Origin of the sequence: Agromyces aerolatus (assembly GCF_031432255.1) — a bacterium.
Classification (GTDB): domain Bacteria; phylum Actinomycetota; class Actinomycetes; order Actinomycetales; family Microbacteriaceae; genus Agromyces.
This window is the reverse complement of sequence record NZ_JAVKGQ010000018.1, coordinates 39,801-58,786: the sequence shown is the minus strand read 5'-3', so window position 1 is coordinate 58,786 and position 18,986 is coordinate 39,801. Positions and strand designations below refer to the sequence as shown.

Annotated in this window: 13 protein-coding genes; 1 reads left to right on the top strand and 12 read right to left on the bottom strand. The window is 70.6% G+C overall.

Annotated features, from left to right (window positions below; all coding sequences use genetic code 11):
• Window positions 1–44: 44 nt before the first annotated feature.
• The 12 genes from RH864_RS17115 to RH864_RS17060 form a co-directional block, all read right to left on the bottom strand.
• Entirely contained in the window at window positions 45–1,007 is a 963-nt protein-coding gene (locus tag RH864_RS17115; RefSeq protein WP_310518787.1) for an ornithine cyclodeaminase family protein, read from the bottom strand.
• 5 nt (window positions 1,008–1,012) lie between these two features.
• A complete protein-coding gene (locus RH864_RS17110) occupies window positions 1,013–1,918 on the bottom strand; it encodes a dihydrodipicolinate synthase family protein (RefSeq protein WP_310518786.1) in 906 nt (301 codons plus the stop codon).
• A gap of 84 nt (window positions 1,919–2,002) precedes the next feature.
• Window positions 2,003–3,526, bottom strand: a complete 1,524-nt coding sequence (locus tag RH864_RS17105) for an aminopeptidase P family protein (protein ID WP_310518785.1) — start codon at window positions 3,524–3,526, stop codon at window positions 2,003–2,005.
• Complete coding sequence (locus RH864_RS17100) at window positions 3,523–4,848, bottom strand: alpha/beta fold hydrolase (RefSeq protein ID WP_310518784.1); 1,326 nt, start codon at window positions 4,846–4,848, stop codon at window positions 3,523–3,525. Before RH864_RS17100 ends, RH864_RS17105 begins: the two co-directional genes overlap by 4 nt.
• 20 nt (window positions 4,849–4,868) lie before the next feature.
• Window positions 4,869–5,837, bottom strand: coding sequence for an ABC transporter permease (locus RH864_RS17095; RefSeq protein ID WP_310518783.1), 969 nt, complete (start codon window positions 5,835–5,837; stop codon window positions 4,869–4,871).
• A complete protein-coding gene (locus tag RH864_RS17090; RefSeq protein ID WP_310518782.1) occupies window positions 5,834–6,793 on the bottom strand; it encodes an ABC transporter permease in 960 nt (319 codons plus the stop codon). Before RH864_RS17090 ends, RH864_RS17095 begins: the two co-directional genes overlap by 4 nt.
• Window positions 6,790–8,394: an ABC transporter ATP-binding protein gene (locus RH864_RS17085; protein ID WP_310518781.1), complete on the bottom strand. Its 1,605-nt coding sequence runs from the start codon at window positions 8,392–8,394 to the stop codon at window positions 6,790–6,792. Before RH864_RS17085 ends, RH864_RS17090 begins: the two co-directional genes overlap by 4 nt.
• A gap of 77 nt (window positions 8,395–8,471) precedes the next feature.
• Complete coding sequence (locus RH864_RS17080; RefSeq protein ID WP_310518780.1) at window positions 8,472–10,241, bottom strand: ABC transporter substrate-binding protein; 1,770 nt, start codon at window positions 10,239–10,241, stop codon at window positions 8,472–8,474.
• A gap of 155 nt (window positions 10,242–10,396) precedes the next feature.
• The gene (locus tag RH864_RS17075; protein WP_310518779.1) at window positions 10,397–10,948 is read right to left on the bottom strand and encodes a TlpA family protein disulfide reductase; all 552 of its coding nucleotides are present in this window, start codon (window positions 10,946–10,948) and stop codon (window positions 10,397–10,399) included.
• A gap of 8 nt (window positions 10,949–10,956) precedes the next feature.
• On the bottom strand, window positions 10,957–11,388 hold the full coding sequence (locus tag RH864_RS17070; RefSeq protein WP_310518778.1) for a hypothetical protein: 432 nt from the start codon (window positions 11,386–11,388) through the stop codon (window positions 10,957–10,959).
• Window positions 11,385–14,015: a peptidase M6 gene (locus RH864_RS17065; RefSeq protein WP_310518777.1), complete on the bottom strand. Its 2,631-nt coding sequence runs from the start codon at window positions 14,013–14,015 to the stop codon at window positions 11,385–11,387. Before RH864_RS17065 ends, RH864_RS17070 begins: the two co-directional genes overlap by 4 nt.
• A gap of 266 nt (window positions 14,016–14,281) precedes the next feature.
• The gene (locus RH864_RS17060) at window positions 14,282–17,914 is read right to left on the bottom strand and encodes a bifunctional proline dehydrogenase/L-glutamate gamma-semialdehyde dehydrogenase (protein WP_310518776.1); all 3,633 of its coding nucleotides are present in this window, start codon (window positions 17,912–17,914) and stop codon (window positions 14,282–14,284) included.
• A 158-nt stretch (window positions 17,915–18,072) separates the two neighbouring features.
• Between RH864_RS17060 and RH864_RS17055 the strand changes: the two genes are divergently transcribed.
• The gene (locus RH864_RS17055) at window positions 18,073–18,981 is read left to right on the top strand and encodes a LysR family transcriptional regulator (RefSeq protein ID WP_310518775.1); all 909 of its coding nucleotides are present in this window, start codon (window positions 18,073–18,075) and stop codon (window positions 18,979–18,981) included.
• Window positions 18,982–18,986 lie beyond the last annotated feature (5 nt).

The window sequence follows — 18,986 nt, the reverse complement described above, 5'->3', positions numbered from 1 at the left end:
AGGTATCGGAAAGCCCTCGCTCACGCGAGCGGTGCCGAGGCCGCTCACGAGGCATCCGCTCGCCCGCCGCGCTCGTCGAACACGACGCTCGCACACACGAGGTCCTCCCACGACATGCCCACGCCCGTGTAGACGGCGGGCCGGCCGGGCCGCCGCGTGAACGCGCCGCGCACCGCGTCGCGGAGGTTCGCGGGCGGTCGATCGCGCCAGTCCTCGGCGGTCAGCGCGGTCGCGAGGTTGCCGTTCTCGGCCCGCGCGGATCGCCGTCCCTCGACGACGAGGTCGGCACGGCGGACGAGGCCGTCGTCGAGCTCGCGCCGATCGAGCCCGTGCGTGCCGACCGCGGCCACGATCGCGTCGTCCTTCACGAGCGCGCCGTCGAAGAGCGGCGCGTCCGAGGTCGTGGCGCAGATGATCACGTCCGCCTCGGCGACGGCCCCTGCGCGATCGCCGGTCCGGTCGGACACCTCGATCGTGCCCTCGAACCCGCGCCGCAGCGCGTCGACGCGCTCCGGGGTGCGACCGACGACCCCGAAGACCGCCGGCCCGAACACGCCGGCCGCGGCGGCGATCATGCCGTGCGCCTGCGTGCCCGCGCCGTAGACGAGCACGCGCGGCGCGGCGGGCATCGGCCGAGGCGCCGCGGCCGCGATCGCCCGCACCGCGCAGAGCGTCGTCGCGGGCGTGCGGATCGCGGTGAGCACCGAGCCGTCCATGACCGCGACGGGCGCGAGCGTGTCGGAGGACACGAGCACGTAGACGCCCTGGATCTTCTCCAGTCCGCGCTCGGGGTTGCCGGGCGCCACGGTCAGCGCCTTGACGCCCGAGTACGCCGCACCCGTCGCCGGCATGATCAGGAACTCCCCGTTCGGCGCCGGGCTGAACAGCCGGGGCGCGTCGTCCTCGGGATCGACGCCGCTCCGGAGCGCGCGATCGATGGCGTCGATCGCGCGCTCGAACGTGAGCACCCCGCGGATCTCGTCCGCGTCGAAGTAGGGGAGGTCCACGGTGCCTACTTGCCGTACCCCTTCGCCGCCGCCGCCTCGGTGTCCGCGATGATGCGGTCGGCGACGTCCTTGGCGAGCGGGAGGCGCGGCGGACGGCACGGTCCGCCGTAGAGCCCCAGCACGTCCATCGAGAGCTTGATGGACTCGACGAACTCGGTCTTGGTGTCCCAGCGGAGCAGCTTGTGCAGGTCGCGGAAGATCACCTTGGCGCGCTCGAGGTCGCGCACGTCGCCCGACGTCGCGAGCCGGTAGAGCTCGACGGTCGCCTGCGGGATGGCGTTCGGATACCCGGCCACCCAGCCGACGGCGCCCGCGATGCCCACCTCGAGCACGCTGTCGTCGGTGCCGATCAGGATGTCGATCGTGGGCGCGAGCTCCTGGATCTCGTAGATCCTGCGGGGGTCGCCCGTGAACTCCTTGACGCCGACCATGTGGCCGGCCTCGTGGATCTCGGCGATGAGGTCGGGCACGAGGTCGACCTTGGTGTCGATGGGGTTGTTGTAGCCGACGATCGGGAGGCCGGCCTTCGCGACGGTCGCGTAGTGGTGCTTGACCTGCTCGCGGTTCGCGCGGTACGTGTTCGGGGGCAGCAGCAGGACGCAGTCGGCGCCCGCCTCGGCCGCCTGCTCCGCCCAGCGCAGCGAGTCCAGCGCGCCGTAGGCGCCGACGCCGGCCATGACCGAGAACCCCTCGGGTGCGGCCTCGACCGCGGTCGTGATGACCTGCGCGCGCTCGCGCTCGTTGAGGTTCTGGTACTCGCCGAGCGAGCCGTTGGGGGCGATGCCGTCGCACCCGTTGTCAGCGAGGAAGCGAACGTGCTCCGCGAAGCGGTCGTAGTCGACGGAGAGATCCTCCTTGAACGGCAGCGCGGAGGCGACGATCACTCCGTGCCACGGTGCCTTCTCAGCCATCTGGTTCCTTTCGTTGTCAAAGCTCGTCTCACTGTCGAAGCTTCTGCTCATCATACTACCGTGTGACATTGCACATGGCATGGTTCATGTGGCGGTTGCGTCCATCCACCGTTCGAGTCCGGCCGCGTCGATCGGCAGGCCGGAGCTGACCACCTCGTGTCCGTCCGGCGTGACGACCAGGTCGTCCTCGATCCGCACGCCGATGCCGCGCAGCTCGGGCGGGACGGTCTCGTCCCACGCGTGGAAGTAGAGCCCCGGCTCGACCGTGAGGGCCATGCCGGGCTCGAGCGTGCCGCCGATGTACGACGCGAAGCTCGAGGCGCCGCAGTCGTGCACGTCGAGGCCGAGGTGATGGCCGACCCCGCACACGAGGTAGCGGCGGTGCTGCTGTCCCGACGGCGCCATCGCCTCGTCGACCGAGACCGGCAGGAGCCCCCAGTCCGAGAGCCCCTGGGCGACGACCTCCATGCACGCGACATGGAAGTCGATCCAGTCACGCCCCGGCGCGACCGCGGCGAGGCCCGCACGATGCGCGCGCTCGACCAGGTCGTGCACCTCGCGCTGCGCGGGCGAGAAACGTCCGCCGGCGGGGATGGTGCGGGTCACGTCCGCGGTGTACCCGCTCCGGTTCTCGACGCCCATGTCGAGCAGCAGCAGCGCTTCCGGATCGATCGCGCCGTCGGCGCGCACCCAGTGCAGGACCGGGGCGTTCGCTCCCGAGCCGACGATCGTCGCGTACCCCGGAGCCTGGCCGACCGTCCGCGCATGCCGGTCGAACGTGCCCTGCAGCCATCGTTCACCGCCGGCCGCGATCGCCTGCGGGATCTCGCGCCGCACCGCGGCGAAGCCGTCGATCGTGTGCTGTACCGCGGCGCGCAGCTCGGCGAGCTCCCAGTCGTCCTTGCGCATGCGCAGCTCGGCGAGCACGCGCGCGAGCACGGCCGAACGGGCTCGCCCCGCGAGCTTCGCCCCCGCACCCGCGGCGACCACCGGATGCCCGGCGATCAACGCACCTTCGGGCGCATCGAGCTCGGCCAGCGGCCGCACCCGGATCCCGAGCGCGTCCTCGAGCTCCCGCGCACCCGCGAGCGGACCGACCCACAGCTCGCCGTGCGCGGCGCTGCCGTGGAACGCCGGGTCGCCCGGCCGGGCGGGCGGGGTCAGATACAGGCACGCGTCATGTCCGCCCGGCATGGGAGTGAGCACGAGCACCCCGTCCTCGACCGGATATCCCGTCAGCCACAGGAAGTCGCTGTCGGCCCGGAACTCGAAGAAGTTGTCGCTCACGCGCAGCTGGGCTCGACCCGCGGCCACGATGAGCGTCTCGCCGGCGAGCGCCTCCGAGAGCCGGAGCCGATGCCGCCGGGCTGCATCCGCGGCGCCCGGCTCGAGCCGCGGCGTACGATCGGCGTCACCCCAGCCCGTCCGCATCCAGTCGACGAAGCCGGGCGCGTCGGACAGCTGCGGCATCCGCGGGTCCAGCCCGCCCGCGCGGACGTTCGGGATGCCTCCCTCCCAGTCCAGTGCGCGCACCACGCCGGCGTCGGCGTCCAACCCGGTCTCGGGTCGATGCCCGTGCCCGTGCCCGTGCCCCTGTTCGAGGTTCATGCCGTCCTCCCCTCGCCCGTGCGCGGGCGCTCGCGGACCGTCCCGCCGAGTCGCCGCTCGAGCGCCGAGAACAGCCGCTCGGCGACCCCGTCCTCGCGGATGCCGTCGTGCTCATGCTGGTTCGTCACCCAGGCGTTCAGGTTGCCGACCCGCCGCGCGGTGTCCAGCGAGAGCCCGGCGTCGACGTACATGTCGTCGAAATAGACGACGGCCTCGATCGGGACCTCGTTGGCGGCCAGCCGCGACCGGTCGTACAGCTCGATCGGCCACTCCCCCTGCGCGAGCGCGTCGACGCCCGCCCGGAACCCTCGGAGCGCGCGGATCTCCTCGAACATCCACGGGAAGACCATCTCGCCGGTGAACGCGAGCGGGCGGGCCGACTCGGCGAACTCCGGGTGCTGCTCGCGCTCGCGCTGGGCGGCCCACGCCGTCGGGCCCGGACCGTAGATGCTCTCCTGGAGGGCGATGAACAGCGGGTTCGAAGCGAACCCGGTGACCAGCCCGACCGAGGCGAGGAACGTCTCGCTCAGTCGCGTCTCGCCACGGTCGGCGAAGGCCTCGTCGAAGAGCCAGTGCACGCGCTCGAACCCCGGCCCCATGCCGAAGTCCAGGCCGAGCGTCTGGAGTCGCCGGACCGTGAGCCGGTCGCCGTCCGGCAGCCGGACGTCCTGCGACGCCAGGAGCTCGGCGACGCGTCCGATCCGTTCGGTCAGGTGCGGCGCGCGTTCCCGGAACCGGTGGTTCTTCTCGAGCACGCGCGGGAAGGTCCGCCGGTACACCTCGGCCGCATCGGGATCGAGCGACGGGAGCCCGCCCGCGACCGCCGAGCCGACGATCGCCTCTGGCGCCACCGAGAGGTAGTGCAGGGTGAGGAACCCGCCGTAGCTCTGCCCGATGGTCCACCACTGGCGCCCGGCGTAGTGCCGGGCGCGGAGCGCCTCGAAGTCGCGCACGATCGAGTCGGCCCGGTGCAGCGCGAGCCGGCGGGCGGACTCGGCCGCCGGACGGGTCTCGAGGTCGTCGCCCGAGAGCGGTGTCGAGCGCCCGGTGCCGCGCTGGTCGGGCACGATCACGCGGAAGCGGTCGAGGGCGCGGTCGAGCCAGTCCGACCGGCCGAGCGGGCGCACGCCTTTGCCGCCCGGACCGCCCTGCAGATGCAGCAGCAGCGGCAGGTCGTCGTGGCGGCGCTCGGCCGCGACCAGCTCGCGCGCGTAGAGCTCGATCGTCTCGCCGTCGGGGTTCGCCCAGTCGAGCGGGACGGTGGTCCAGACGTCGCGCGCGACGATGTCGGTTCCGATGAAGTAGCCGGATGGGTCGCTCATGGCGTGTTCCTGCCTTCCTGCTATCTGGCCGCTCGCGTGCGGACGCGCGAGTCGAGCAGCGCGTAGAACATGTCGACGATGAGGTTCGACAGCACGACGAACAGGCCGCCGAGCAGCACGATCGCGATCACGACCGGTCGGTCCTGCATGGCCACGCTCGTGACCGCGAGCGCACCCACGCCCTGCAGGCCGAACACCTGCTCGATCACGATCACGCCGCCCAGCAGCAGCCCGATGTCGATGCCGAGCTGCGTGACGAGCGGCGGCATCGCGCTGCGGAAGGCGTGCACGTAGACCACCCGCCGCTCGGTCAGGCCCTTGGCGCGCGCGGTGCGCACGTAGTCCTGGCTCAGCACGTCGAGCATCTGCCCGCGCGTCAGCCTGGCGTACACGGCGGCCGTGACGAGCGCGAGCGTCACCCACGGCAGCACCAGGTGCCAGGCCCAGCTCAGCGGGTCCTGCGTGAACGGCACATAGCCCGACGGCGGGAACAGCGTGAACCCGAACCGCGTCGGCAGGAAGTACAGCGTGTACAGCGCGAGCATGCCGAGCACGAACGTCGGGAAGCTGATGCCCACGAGCGCGAAGCCCTGGCCGAGCCGGTCCCGGACGCTCCCCGGCCGCTTCGCCGAGGCGATGCCGATCGGGATGCCGATGGCGAGCCACACGACGACCGCGCCGAGCACGAGCGACAGCGTCGCCGGGATGCGCGCGAGCACGAGGTCCGCGACGGGCAGGCTCGACCGGTACGAGTAGCCGAGGTCGCCCTGCAGCAGGTTGCCGATGAAGATCAGGTACTGCTCCCAGATCGGCTTGTCGAGGCCCAGGTTCGTGCGGATCTGGTCCATGAGCGCCTCAGTGGCCTTGTCGCCCGCGATGATGCGGGCGGGATCCGACGGCGTCACGTAGAACAGCACGAAGATGAAGATGCTCAGCATGAACAGCACCAGCGCGCCGAAGCCGATCCGCGACAGGATGAACCGCATCATGACTTGGCTCCCTTCGCCGAGGCGGGGTCGAGCGCGTCGCGCAGTCCGTCGCCGAGCAGGTTGAACGCGAGCGTGAGGGCGAGCAGTGCGAGCCCGGGGACCAGCACCATCCAGGGCGCGACCATGTACATCGACCCGTTGGCGGCGTCGGCCAGCATGTTGCCCCAGCTGGGTGTGGGCGGGACCACGCCCAGCCCGAGGAAGGACAGGGTCGCCTCGAACACGATCGCGGCGGGGATCATGAGCGTCGTGTAGACGACGATCGGCACCACGAGGTTCGGCAGGACGTCGCGGAACATCATGGACACCCGCGACTCGCCGAGCGAGCGCGCGGCCTCGATGAACTCGCGCTCGCGGAGCGCGAGCACCTGTCCTCGGATCACGCGTGCGAGCCCCGCCCAGCTGAAGAACACGATGACCGCGATCGACAACTGCAGGCTCGGACCGAGCACCGACACCGTCGCGATCGCGACGAGCAGGAACGGCACGCTCATCACGAGATCGATGACCCGGCTGAGGATCATGTCCACGACGCCGCCGAAGAAGCCCGCGGTCATGCCGACGATGATGCCGATGACCGATGCCGCGAGCGAGGCCACGACGCCCACGAGCAGGGAGACCTGCGCGCCGTAGGCCAGCCGCACCAGCAGGTCGCGGCCGAGCTGATCGGTGCCGAGCAGGAACTCGGCGTTCGGCGCGACCGGCATGCCGGAGGGCGACAGGCCCGTCTCACGGAACTGCTGCGTCGGGCCGTGCCCCGTCCACTGGGCGATCAGCGGCGCACCGAGCGCGAAGAGCACGATGAGCAGGATGCCGATGGCCGAGGCGATGCTGCCCGGGTCGCGCCGCAGGCGCCGGAAGGTGAGCTGCCACGAGTTCTTGGCGGATGCCGCGGCATCCGCCGCACCGCGCGACGGCACCATCAGCGAACGGGTCTCCTTCGAGAAGATGCTCACGACGACACCTCCTGCGTCTCGAGGAACGCGGCCGCGAGGAGCTTCTTGGTGAACGGCTCCCGGGGCGAGCGGTAGATCGTCTCGCTGTCCTCGAGCTCGATGATCTTGCCACCCTCCATGACGGCGATGCGATCGCACATGTGCTTCACGACGGAGAGGTCGTGCGAGATGAACAGGTAGGTGAGGCCGAGCTCGCGCTGCAGATCGTCGAGCAGCCTGAGCACCTGCGCCTGCACGGTGACGTCGAGGGCAGAGACCGGTTCGTCGAGGATCACCAGGTCCGGGTTCAGCGCGATGGCGCGCGCGATGCCGATGCGCTGACGCTGTCCGCCCGAGAACTGCGAGGGGAAGCGGTTGTAGTGATCCGGGTCCAGTCCGACCAGCTCGATGAGCTCCTGCACGCGGCGCTGCCGCTCGCGCGGCTTGCCGACCCCGTGGATCCTGAGCGGGTCGCCGATGATCGAGCCGATCCGGCGCTTCGGGTTCAGCGACGAGAACGGGTCCTGGAAGACGACCTGCACACGCTGCCTGAGGCGACGCCACTCGGCGCCCTTGATCTGCGACAGGTCCCGCCCCTCGAAGCGCACGGTTCCGGACGACGGCTGGACGAGGCCCGCGATCGTGCGGGCGAGGGTGGTCTTGCCGCAGCCGCTCTCGCCCACGAGACCGAGCGTCTCGCCCCGGCGGACCTGCAGGTCGATGTCGTCGAGCACCTTGCGCTCGCGCCCGCCGCGCTGAGTGAAGGAGAGGTTGACCCCGGTCACCTCGGCGATGGTCTCGGGAGCCTCGTCCTCGGCGCGGCCGAGCGCGGCGCCGCGCTCGCTCTGCGTGAAGGACGAGGACTCGATGAGCGAGATGGTGTAGGGGTCCTGGGGGCGTTCGAAGACCTCGGCGCTCTCACCGATCTCGACCTGCTCCCCGCGGTGCATGACCATGACCCGGTCCGCGACGCTCGACATCACGCCGAGGTCGTGGCTGATCATGAGCACGGTCGCCCCGAAGTCCTGCCGCATCTCGCCGAGCAGGTGCAGGATCTGCGCCTGCACCGTCGAGTCGAGCGCGGTCGTGGGCTCATCGGCGATGATCAGCGCGGAACCGAGCGAGAGGCTCATGGCGATCATGACGCGCTGGCGCATGCCGCCCGAGAACTGGTGCGGGTACGCGTCGAACCGGGATGCGGCGTCGGGGATGTGCACCTTCTCGAGCAACTCGATCGCGCGGGCCTTCGCGGCCTGTTTCGACACCTTCTCGTGCGCGCGGATCTGCTCGACGATCTGCCAGCCGACGGTGTACTGCGGATGCAGGCTGGACAGCGGGTCCTGGAAGATCATGCTGATGTCTTTGCCGCGCTTCCGGCGCAGCTGGTCCGGGCTGAGCCGGAGCAGGTCCTCGCCCTGGAATCGCACGCTCCCGCCGGTGCGCGCCTGCGGGATGAGTCCCATCACGGACTGCACGAGGACCGACTTGCCCGAGCCGGACTCCCCGACGATCCCGAAGAACTCGCCCTCTTCGACCTCGAACGAGACACCCTTGACCGCGTGCACGTCGCCCGCCTCGGTCGGGATGTCGACGACGAGATCGTTCACCTCAAGAATCGACATGAGGTCCTTCCTCTCCGGTGCATGCCGCTGCGGTGCCGCGTGGACCGCGACACCGCAGCAGCACGTTCAACGTCCGATCAATTCTTCAGCCAGACGTTGGTCCAGTCGCCGTTCTGCGAGAGCGCGTAGACCTCGAAGTCCTGGACCCGGTCGGAGTGGTAGTTCGCCTTCTTCTTGGCGACGATGCTGACGATCGGCGAGTCCTTCATGACCGCCATGTCGACCTGGTGCCAGAGCTCGCCGGCCTCCTCGGGCGAGCTCGCCGCCAGGGCCTGCGCGGCGAGCGCGTTGGCCTCGTCGTTGTTGTAGTCCACGTAGTTGTACGACTGCGGGGTTCCGTCGAACGTGAACTGCGGCTGGAAGACGCTGCGCGCGGCGCCGCCCACCCAGTCGGGCGACCAGCCGACTAGCGCGATGTCCCACTCGCCGTTGACGGCGTTCTCGTGGTTCGTCATGAAGTTCGCGTAGTAGTCGGTCGGCGGGACCGGGAAGAGCTCGACGGTGATGCCGACCTCCTCGAGGCTCGCCTGGACGGTCTGCGCGATGTCGGGCTGGGTGCCGAGGTTGCGGTACGGGAACTTGAGCGTGAGGTTCTCGGCACCGGCCTGCGCGAGCAGTTCCTTGGCCTTCTCGGGGTCGGCCTTGCCGCTGCCGTCGCCGTAGGGCGCGTACTCCTCGTACCCGTTGATGCCGGGGCCGAAGATGCCGTTCGTGACCTCGGCGATGTCATCGCCGCCCATCACCTGGACGACCGCGGTCTTGTCGATCGCGTACTGCAGCGCCTCGCGCACCTCGGGCTGCTGCAGCGCGCCGCCGTTGTTGCTCGTCTTGGTGTTGATCCACATGAACTGGTCGACGCCGCCGTTCTCCAGGGTGGAGAACTTCTCGTCGTTCACGCTGGTCAGCTGCTGGATGTTCGCCGGCCCGGGCTGGAGGTCGAACAGCATGTCGGCCGAGCCCGCCTGGAGCTGCTGCATCGCGGCGTCCTCCTCGACGCCCATGGTCATCTCGATGCTGTCGACGTAGGCGGCGCGGAGCGGGTCGCTCTCGGGGTCCCACGACTCGTTCCGCTCGAGCGTCAGCTTGACGTCGGGCGTGTGCTCGGCCACCGTGTACGGGCCCGAGGCGACGAAGTTGTTCTTGTACTCCGGCGAGTCGGGGATGTAGTCGAGCACCTCGACCGGAGCCGGGTTCGCGGTCGGCAGGCTGAGCATCGAGGTGAAGTCCGACGCGGGCTCGGTCAGCTTGAAGACCACGGTCTGGTCGTCGGGCGTCTCGATGCCGGTGATGTCGGTGTTCTCGATGTATTCCTTCATCGGCTCGGCCTCGGGGGCGACCGAGGCGAATCCGTCGCAGAACTCCGCCATGCCCTCGATCAGGCCGGTGAAGTACCCGCCGAGCGCGGCGCTCGTGTACGGGTTGCAGATGCGCTTGATGCCGCGTTCGACGTCACCCGAGACGATCGGGCGCGCGCCGTCCGGGGCATCCCAGGTCACGCCGTCTCGCAGCGTGATCGTGTAGGTCAGCCCGTCGTCGGTCGCCTCGGGGACCTCTGCTGCGAGGTCGCCGACGAGTTCGGACCGCTCGGTCTCGTCGTTCGACGCCTCGTAGCTGAGGATCGAACGCGAGATGGCGCGCACGACGCTGTTCGACGGCACGTAGGCGACGAGCTGGGGGTCGATGTGGTCCGCGTCGCCGTTGGCGAGGACCTTGAGCGTGCCGCCCGTCTGCGCGTCGCCGGTCTCACCGGCGGGGGTTCCGTCGCTGCTGGAACATCCGGCGAGGACCAGTGCGATGGCTGAGGCCGCCGCCAGGGGGAGGGCGGGGAAGAGCTTCTTTCGAGTCATAGAGTCATCCTTGGAGTCATCCTTGGTGCCGAGAATCGCGTCGCCGCCCGGGCGGGTTCCGGGCGGGACAACCCGAGGGGTCCGCCCTTGGGTTTGCAGTAACATAGCACATGTCAGATTTCATAAACATGGCGATCGTGTGACGTGTGCGCGGGCTACTCCGGCAGCTCCGCAACGAGGAGCCCCTCGATCGCGTCGGTGAGGTCGGCCGGATAGTACGGCCAGCCCCGCACCAGCCGGTTGCCCTCCCCGAGCACCACCGCGAACGGGGCCTCGTCGACCGCGAACGCGCGAGCCAGCTCGCCGCCCGGGTCCTGGGCGAGCGCGTACGTCACGTCGTGATCGCGCGCGTAGGCCGCGAGATCGTCCGGGTCGCTCGCGCTGGCGACGCCGACGAACGTCACCGCGTCGCCATAGCGCGCGACGGCCTCGTTCACCCCGGCCTGCTGGTCGGCGCACGTCGTGCACCACGATTCCAGGAAGACGAGCACGACCGGGCGCTCCGCGGTGAGCTCGGAGATCGCGATGGCGCCGTCGGCCAGCACGAGCTCGCCATCGGGCCCCGGGGGCGCGTCGTCCGGGATCTCCGCGTACACGACCCCGTCGGGCGGTTGCGCCGCGCGGAGGTCTTGCGCGGTCGGCCCGCTCGGGCCCGAGCAGCCGGCGAGGCCGGCCACCAGGGCGAGCCCGGCCGCCGCGATCGTCATTCGTCGTCTCATGGCACCACCGCCGTGGGGATCTCGTCGTCGGATTGGATGATCCGGATGTCGGGATGGCCGTCGACCCGGATCGCGTAGCCGTCCAGCTCGGACACGCCGGACACGGTGAACTCCATCCGGCAGGCCGTCGGCTCGAGCAGCTCGCCGAAGTCCGGCGTGAAGCTCTTCTCGGCGGTGCCCTGCGGAAGCTCGCCGCCCGCGACGACCTCCCCGTCGGGCCCGACGATCTCGTACGCCGCGGTCGGGTGCAGCGGCCGGAACGATCCGCCGCCTCCGCACTCGGCCCCCGCGGCGCGAAGCACGCCGTCCCGGATGTCGAGGCGAAGCGTCTGCTCCTCCGGCGCGGCGCACCCGGTCAGCACGAGGGCAGCCGCAAGGGCGGCGACCAGGAGGCCGCCGCCCTTGCAACCGTGGAACCGATGGGTCATTCGACCCGGCCGAGACGTCGGCGGTATCCGACGAGCGCGGTCGTGGCACCCGCGGCCAGGAGCAGCGCCGCGATGCCGACGATCCACATCCCGGTGAAGCCCGTGGAGGCCAGGCCGCCACCCGGCGACGTGCCGTCACCGCCCGTGCCGTCACCGCCCGTGCCGCCACCGCCGGGCTCTCCGCCGCCGCCCGCGGCGAGCACCTGCAGCGGCGTCGTCGCGACGGTCGCGTCCGCGAGGAGCAGCGCCAGCGTGTGATCGCCCTGCGGGGTCGCCGCGGGGATCGTCACGGTGGTGGTGAAGGCGCCTTCGGCGTCGGAGACGACCTCGCCGAGCGCGACGGGCTCGCTGCGCAGCTCGAGCAGGTAGCCGGTGTCGGCCGCCAGGTCGCTGCCGGTCACCGTGACGGTGCCGCCGGCCTTGACCGAGGCGGGGTCGACCGCGATCACCGGCGTGCCCGGCTGCGGCTCGTCCTCGTCGAGCACGAACTCCTTCGTGACCACGCACTCGATGGTCGCCGTGGCGGCCTGGTCGCTCTCGCTCGTCGCCGTCACCGTGAAGGTCGCCTCCTCGGCGGCGTCGGCCGAGTCGAGCACGGCGTGCACCGGGATGGTGCCGGTCTCGCCCGGGGCGAGCGTCACGAGCTCGTTCTGGATCTGGGCGCTCCAGCCCGCGGCATCCGTGCTCGCCGCGATGCGGTAGACGTCGGACGAGCGCTTCGCGTCGTCACCCGCCTCACCCGTGTTCGTGATCGGGACCTCGCAGACCGCGGCCTGCCCCTTCGACACGAGTGCAGGCTCGGCCTCGGCGAGCTCGACACCGCGCGTCAGCGACCCCGCGCCGTCGAGCGAGCGGACCGCGAGACGGTACGAGAGCACGCCCTCGTCGTCGCGCGCCGTGTCGACGACGTAGAAGTGCAGGCGGTTCGCCTCGTCGACCCACTCCGACTTCGAGCCCGAGTTCAGGCCCGCCTTGAAGGCGGCGTCGTTGAGCTGGCGGTGGTCGGCGATGGTCGCCATGACCGGCTCGCCGCCGGTCGCCCACTCACCCGGGACGGTCGGCTTGTAGTAGTCGACGATGCCGATGTCCTCGGGGTTCGCGTCGATCACCCAGTTGAAGCAGTTGTAGCCGCACGAGTTGCCCTCGTAACCGACCTCCTTGTTCTTCGTGATGATGACGCCCGAGTCGGGCGTGAACGAGTCGAAGCCCATGCGGTCGACGACCTCGAGGGTGTAGTCGTTCCAGCGCTTGCGCGGGTCGTCCGACGTCGGGTCGTTGCCGTCGCAGAACGGGTCCGTGTTGACATCGCAGAACGGCGTCTGGTCGCCGCCGTCGAGCAGCACGCGGATGCCGCTGGTGCCCTCGGCACCCGGGTCGACGGCACGCGCCACGACCGTGTCGACCACCATGCCCTCGGTGGCCAGATCGGCGCTGTTGATCGTCAGCACGTTCTCGTCCGGGACGATGCCCATGTCGATCTTGTTGCGCAGCAACAGACCCGCCGGGCTCCAGCCACCCATGTTCGCGGGGACCACCCAGCGCATGTGGTGGCCGCCGGGGCCGTTGAACGACCCGCGGTCGTACATGTCCCACGGGGCCGCACCGACGCGGTGGTACGGCGACGGCGGGTCCATGTCCTGCGAGAACGGGTTGTTGTTGTTGTCGCCGATGCTGAAGAAGTAGTGCCCCATCTCGTGCGTGATGGTGCCCGAGCTCTCAGCCTGACGGATCGAGGAGATGCCCCACTGCTGCGCCGCGGCCTGCCACGACGTCCACTCCACGTAACGCGTCGGCGCCCAGTTGGGGAGGTCGCCCTTGATCTCGGCGGGCGGGCCCCACTCGTCGGGGATCGACTCCTTGGTCGGGAACATCATCGGGCCGAACTCCTGCCAGATGCTGGTCTCGTCGTAGCCGGCGTAGATCCGCAGGATGACGTCGTACCCGCAGTTGCGCGCGCTGCCGCCGAGCTCGGCGGTCTTCGCCTGGCACCACGCGTCGGGCGTCATGCCGGCGTCGGCCGCCATCCCGGCTTTCCATTTGTTGACCACGTCGTTGTCCATGCGGCCGTTGCACTCGAAGCCCTCGGGACACGCCTCGGTCTGACCCCACTCGTTGAGGCCGTACTCGAACAGGTTGCGGTCGAGCTGGTACGGGCCGTACGCATCCATGAAGTCGATGCCGTACTCACCGCGGCTCATCTCCATCCAGTACTCCTGGACGGTGCGGCCCTGGTTGAGGTCGCTCGGCTCCATGTAGAAGTCGCGGTAGAACTCGGGCACCTCTTCACGCGTGATCGGGTCGATCTGCGGGTTGCCGAAGAGGTCGCTGCCCTTCGGCTGGGTGATCACGAACTTCTGGTCGGGGAAGTCCACGGCCACGAGCGCGATGTTCAGCGCTTCGACGGAGGGCTTGATCGACGTGTCGTTCCACTGGGTGCCGGGGATGTCGGTCCAGTCGTCCCAGGTCATGTCCTGCTGGTTTTCCCAGTTCTGCGGATCGATCGCCGGAAGCTCGTACCCGCCAGGGGCCACCTCGTCGGCGGTCGCGATCGTGGCCGAGCCGAGCCCGGCCACGAGTATCGATGCTGCAGTCGCGGCGAGCGCCGCCTTGGTCCATCTCTGTCTCATTGAATCACCTCTGAATCAGTCGCTTCGAGTCATGGAACGGTATGGCGACGGGAGCAGCGCGAACTGCCAACTGCCATGTAACATGTTATGCAGCATCGTTCAGAGAAACGCAAGGTAAATTTCCGGATCGGCTCGCCTCCGCTGGTCGAGTAGCGCGCGACGAAGGAGCACGCGTATCGAGACCCGCGAGAGCTCACGGGTCTCGATACGCGTCGCCACTTCGTGTCGGCGCTACTCGACCAACGGGCGGCGCGAGCGACGGGACGCTAGATGACCCCCTGGGACAGGGTCGTCGGGTTTCCGAAGCGGTGGTTCGTGATCGACACGGCCTGCTCGCGCAGGAACGGCAGCAGCTCGACCCGGCCCGACGGCGTCACGGCGTGCGACCACACCGCCACGTCGGGCGTGCCCGAGAGCGCCGACGCGAGCGCGGAGGCATCCCCGCCGACGAGTCGCACGCGACTCGTCGTCAGCCCGCCCGATCCGACCCGGACCAGCCACTCGGCGTCGGCCTCGTTCACGACGGCCGCGTCGCGCGTCGCGAGCAGCGCGCGCACGCCGCGCGGCAGCTGCACCGCGGTCGACACGGTGAACGGCGCCTTCGAGAGCACGGCCGCCGCGAGCACGCGGAGCGCGTCGCCGAGCGGGGTGTCGTCGCTGATCCGCACGGTCACGGCGACCGGCCGGTACCGGAACACGTTGCGTTCGACGCCGAGGCCCGAGACATCCTTCACCGTGCCGTACTCTTCGGCCCACGCGACCGCGTCCGACAGCGCCGACCGGCGCAGCAGCTCGAACTGCTCGTAGTCGAGCGACGACTGCGACGCCTCGATGAGCTCGCCGACCCTCCGGTCGAGCCCGCGCAGGTGCAGCGAGTTCGACGTGCGCGAGTGCTCGGGCACCCAGTCGCCGAGGCCGAACAGGTAGTTCGGGCCGCCGGCCTTGGCGCCGGCGCCGACCGACGACTTCTTCCAGCCGCCGAACGGCTGGCGCTGCACGATCGCGCCGGTGATGCCGCGGTTGACGTACAGGTTGCCGGCCTCGACGCGGTCGAGCCAGAACGCGAGCTCGTCGGCGTCGAGCGAGTGCAGCCCGGCCGTGAGCCCGTAGTCGACCGCGTTCTGCAGGGCCACGGCCTCATCGAGGTTGCGCGCGTGCATGATGCCGAGCACGGGCCCGAAGAACTCGGTGAGGTGGAAGTACGAGCCGCCCTTGACGCCCGTCCTGACGCCGGGCGACCAGAGCCGCCCGGTGTCGTCGAGCTGCCTGGGCTCGACGAGCCACTGCTCGTCGGCGCCGAGCTGCGTGAGCGCATGCCGGAGCTTGCCGTGCGCAGGCTCGACGATCGGCCCGATCTGGGTCGCGGGGTCCTCGGGCCAGCCCACGCGCATCGAGCTGACCGCGTCGACGAGCTGCCGGTGGAAACGCTCCGACTTCGCGACCGAGCCGACGAGGATCGCGATCGACGCGGCCGAGCACTTCTGACCTGCGTGCCCGAACGCGCTCTTCGCGAGGTCGGCGGCGGCGAGGTCGAGGTCGGCCGACGGCGTGACGATGATGGCGTTCTTGCCGCTCGTCTCGGCGAGCAGCGGGAGGTCCTCGCGGAACGACCGGAACAGCTCGGCCGTCTCATAGGCGCCCGTGAGGATGACCCGGTCGACGAGCGGGCTCGAGATCAGCTCGCGGCCGAGCTCGCGTTCGCCGAGGTCGACGAGGGCGAGCAGGTCGCGCGGGATGCCCGCCTCCCAGAGCGCCTCGACCATGACCGCGCCTGAGCGCTGCGCGAGCGCGGCGGGCTTGATCACGACGCCGGATCCTGCGGCGAGCGCGGCGAGCACACCGCCGGCGGGGATCGCGACCGGGAAGTTCCAGGGCGGGGTGACGACGGTCAGCTTCGCGGGCACGAACGTGGCGCCCTGCACGTGGTCGAGCTCGCGCGCGCGCTCGGCGTAGTAGTGCGCGAAGTCGATGGCCTCGCTGACCTCGGGGTCGGCCTCGGCGATGGTCTTGCCGGTCTCGGCGGCCATGACCTCGATGAGCCGGTCGCGGTTCGCGGCGAGCGCGAGGCCCGCGCGGTGCAGCAGCGCGGCGCGTTCGGCGGCCGGCCGTTCGCCCCATTCGCGTCCCCGTTCGGAGACCTTCGCGAGCAGCGTCTCGAGCTCGTCGCGCTGCTCGATGCGCGCCTCGCGGATCGCCTCGACGCCGAGCTCGGAGTCCGGCACGCGCGCCAGGATGCGGCGCCCCCACTCGCGGTTGGCGGCGAGCGCGGGGTCGGTGTCGGCCTCGTTGCGGAAGCCTGGCGTGACGCCCGGCCCGGTCGGCTCGGATGCCTCGGGCGATCCGGATGCTCCGGCCGAGGCATCCGCACCGTCGCCCGCCGACGACCCGCGCGTGAAGCCGAGCACGACGCTCGTGAGCGACTCGGCGTCGACGTCGCCCGCCGCGGGCGCCGGCGCATCACGATGCGCGAGCTCGACCGCGAGGCGGTCGCCGTCCCACTCGGTACGGCGGTTCTGGGTGCGGTTCGGGGCGGGTACGTCGTCGGCCGCGAGCGTCTCGAGCGAGCGCTGATAGCGCAGCAGCTCGCGGTCGAACAGGCCCGGGTTCGACGCGAGCTCGAACACCGCCGACATGAAGTTCTCGTCGCTCGCGTTCTCCTCGAGGCGGCGGATCAGGTACGCGATCGCGACGTCGAACTCTGCCGGGTTCACGACGGGCGTGTAGAGCAGCAGGTCGCCGACGTCGCGGCGCACGGCCTCGGCCTGACCGGTCGCCATGCCGAGCAGCATCTCGAACTCGACGCGGTCGTCGATGCCGCGCTCCTTCGCGGTGAGCCAGGCGTGCGCGATGTCGAACAGGTTGTGCCCGGCGATGCCGAGCTTCACCGCGTGCGTGCGCTCGGGCGTCATGGACCAGTGCAGCACGCGCTTGTAGTTCGTGTCCGAGTCCTGCTTGGTCGGGTAGGTCGCGACCGGCCAGCCGTGGATGCGTGCGTCGACGTGCTCCATCGCGAGGTTGGCGCCCTTGACGACGCGGACCTTGATCGCGGCGCCACCGGCGGCCCGGCGCGCCTGTGCCCACTCGGTGAGCCGCTGCATGGCGCCGAGCGCGTCGGGCAGGTACGTCTGCAGCACGATGCCGGCCTCGAGCTCGCGGAACTGCGGCTCGTCGAGCAGCCGCTGGAACACGGCGATCGTGAGGTCGAGGTCGCGGTACTCCTCCATGTCGAGGTTGATGAACTTGCGCTTGCCCTTGGCCTCGCTGTTGACGGCGAGCCGGTAGAGCGGCGTGAGCTTCTCGACGACCTTCTCCACGGCTTCGTCGAAGGACCACATCGACAGCTGGCTGACGACGCTCGACACCTTGATCGAGACGTAGTCCACGTCGTCGCGAGCGAGGAACTCGTACGTGCCCTCGAGGCGCCGGTCGGCCTCCTGCTCGCCGAGCACGGCCTCGCCGAGGAGGTTGAGGTTCAGGCGGTTGCCCGACTCGCGGAGCTTCGCGATGGCCGGCCCGAGCTTCGCGGGCGTCGCGTCGAGCACGAGGTGGCCGACCATGTCGCGCAGGACCCGGCGCGCGATCGGGATGACGACCCACGGCAACGCGGGTGCGACCGCGCCGCCGATGCGCACCGCGGCGCGCAGGTACCACGGCAGGAAGGCGGGGGTGAGCCGGGCGACCTCGGCGAGGTTGCGGCCCGCGACACCGAGGTCTTCCGGCCGCATGACGCCGTCGACGAACCCGACGGTGAATGCGAGCCCGTTGGGGTCCTTGAGGACGCCGGCGAGCCGCTCGGCGGCGGGCTCGACGGGGAAGTCGGCGCTCTCGGCGAGCCACCGCCGGACGAGTGCGGTGACCTGGTCGGTGCTCGCGGTGGGATCCGCGCTGACGTTCGTCATGCTCACGACGCTAGTTGCCCTTCGCTCATGGCACGCCGTGGATGCGAGCGTGCCTTGGGATTAGTGTGCGCGCTGATCAATCATTCACGCCAGCGAATGAATTCGACGAGTACCATTCGGCTGAGCCGAATAATGAAACGGATGTCTCGGAGGACGCCATGCTCGACGTGCGCCGCCTGCGCCTGCTGGTCGAGCTGAGCCGACGCGGCACGCTCGCGGCCGTCGCCGACGCGCTCTCGTACAGCCCGTCGTCGGTGTCGCAGCAGCTCAGCCTGCTCGAGCGCGAGGCCGGCACACCGCTGCTCGTGCAGGTCGGCCGCAGGGTGCAGCTGACGCCGCAGGCCGAGCTGCTCGTCGCGCACGCCCGCGCGGTGCTCGACCGGCTCGAAGAGGCCGAGGCCGACGTCGCCCGTTCGCTGACCGACATCGGCGGCACGGTGCGGATCGCGGTGTTCCAGTCCGCCGCGCACGCGGTCGTCCCGCGTGCGCTCACGCTGCTCGCGGCGGAGCATCCGGCGCTGCGCGTCGAGGTCACCGAACGCGAACCCGAGGCCGGCCTGATCGACGTGGCGGCGCGCGACTTCGACCTCGTGGTCGCCGAGCAGTACCCGGGCCGCACGCGGCCGCTGCACCCCGAGCTCGACCGCGTCCCGCTCGCCGCGGATGAGATCCGCCTCGCGCTGCCGCCGGCCGGCGGCGATCGGGTGACGGATGCCTCGGGCTCGCTGTCGTCCGCGGCGACCCGCCCCTGGGTCATGGAGCCCGAGGGCACCGCGGCTCGCGAGTGGGCGATGCAGCTGTGCCGCGAGGCGGGGTTCGAGCCGGACGTGCGCTTCGAGACCGCCGACCTGATGGCGCACATCCGCCTCATCCGCTCGGGCAACGCCGTCGGCGTGCTGCCCGATCTCGTCTGGGCGGGCGAGCGGCCGACCGTCACGCTCACCCCGCTCCCCCACGCCCCGCACCGCGAGGTCTTCTCGTCGGCCCGCCGCGCGAGCGTCGCCCGCCCCGCCGTCGTCGCCGTGCGCGACGCCCTCGCCCGCGCCGCCGCCCCGCCAGCCGAGTAGCGCCC

What these genes read in the sequence shown, in the direction of transcription:
- RH864_RS17070 (WP_310518778.1), bottom strand. Translation starts at nt 11,388, where the DNA reads ATGACCCATCGGTTCCACGGTTGCAAGGGCGGCGGCCTCCTGGTCGCC.
- RH864_RS17100 (WP_310518784.1), bottom strand. Translation starts at nt 4,848, where the DNA reads ATGAGCGACCCATCCGGCTACTTCATCGGAACCGACATCGTCGCGCGC.
- RH864_RS17060 (WP_310518776.1), bottom strand. Translation starts at nt 17,914, where the DNA reads ATGACGAACGTCAGCGCGGATCCCACCGCGAGCACCGACCAGGTCACC.
- RH864_RS17080 (WP_310518780.1), bottom strand. Translation starts at nt 10,241, where the DNA reads ATGACTCGAAAGAAGCTCTTCCCCGCCCTCCCCCTGGCGGCGGCCTCA.
- RH864_RS17065 (WP_310518777.1), bottom strand. Translation starts at nt 14,015, where the DNA reads ATGAGACAGAGATGGACCAAGGCGGCGCTCGCCGCGACTGCAGCATCG.
- RH864_RS17085 (WP_310518781.1), bottom strand. Translation starts at nt 8,394, where the DNA reads ATGTCGATTCTTGAGGTGAACGATCTCGTCGTCGACATCCCGACCGAG.
- RH864_RS17110 (WP_310518786.1), bottom strand. Translation starts at nt 1,918, where the DNA reads ATGGCTGAGAAGGCACCGTGGCACGGAGTGATCGTCGCCTCCGCGCTG.
- RH864_RS17095 (WP_310518783.1), bottom strand. Translation starts at nt 5,837, where the DNA reads ATGATGCGGTTCATCCTGTCGCGGATCGGCTTCGGCGCGCTGGTGCTG.
- RH864_RS17055 (WP_310518775.1), top strand. Translation starts at nt 18,073, where the DNA reads ATGCTCGACGTGCGCCGCCTGCGCCTGCTGGTCGAGCTGAGCCGACGC.
- RH864_RS17075 (WP_310518779.1), bottom strand. Translation starts at nt 10,948, where the DNA reads ATGACGATCGCGGCGGCCGGGCTCGCCCTGGTGGCCGGCCTCGCCGGC.
- RH864_RS17105 (WP_310518785.1), bottom strand. Translation starts at nt 3,526, where the DNA reads ATGAACCTCGAACAGGGGCACGGGCACGGGCACGGGCATCGACCCGAG.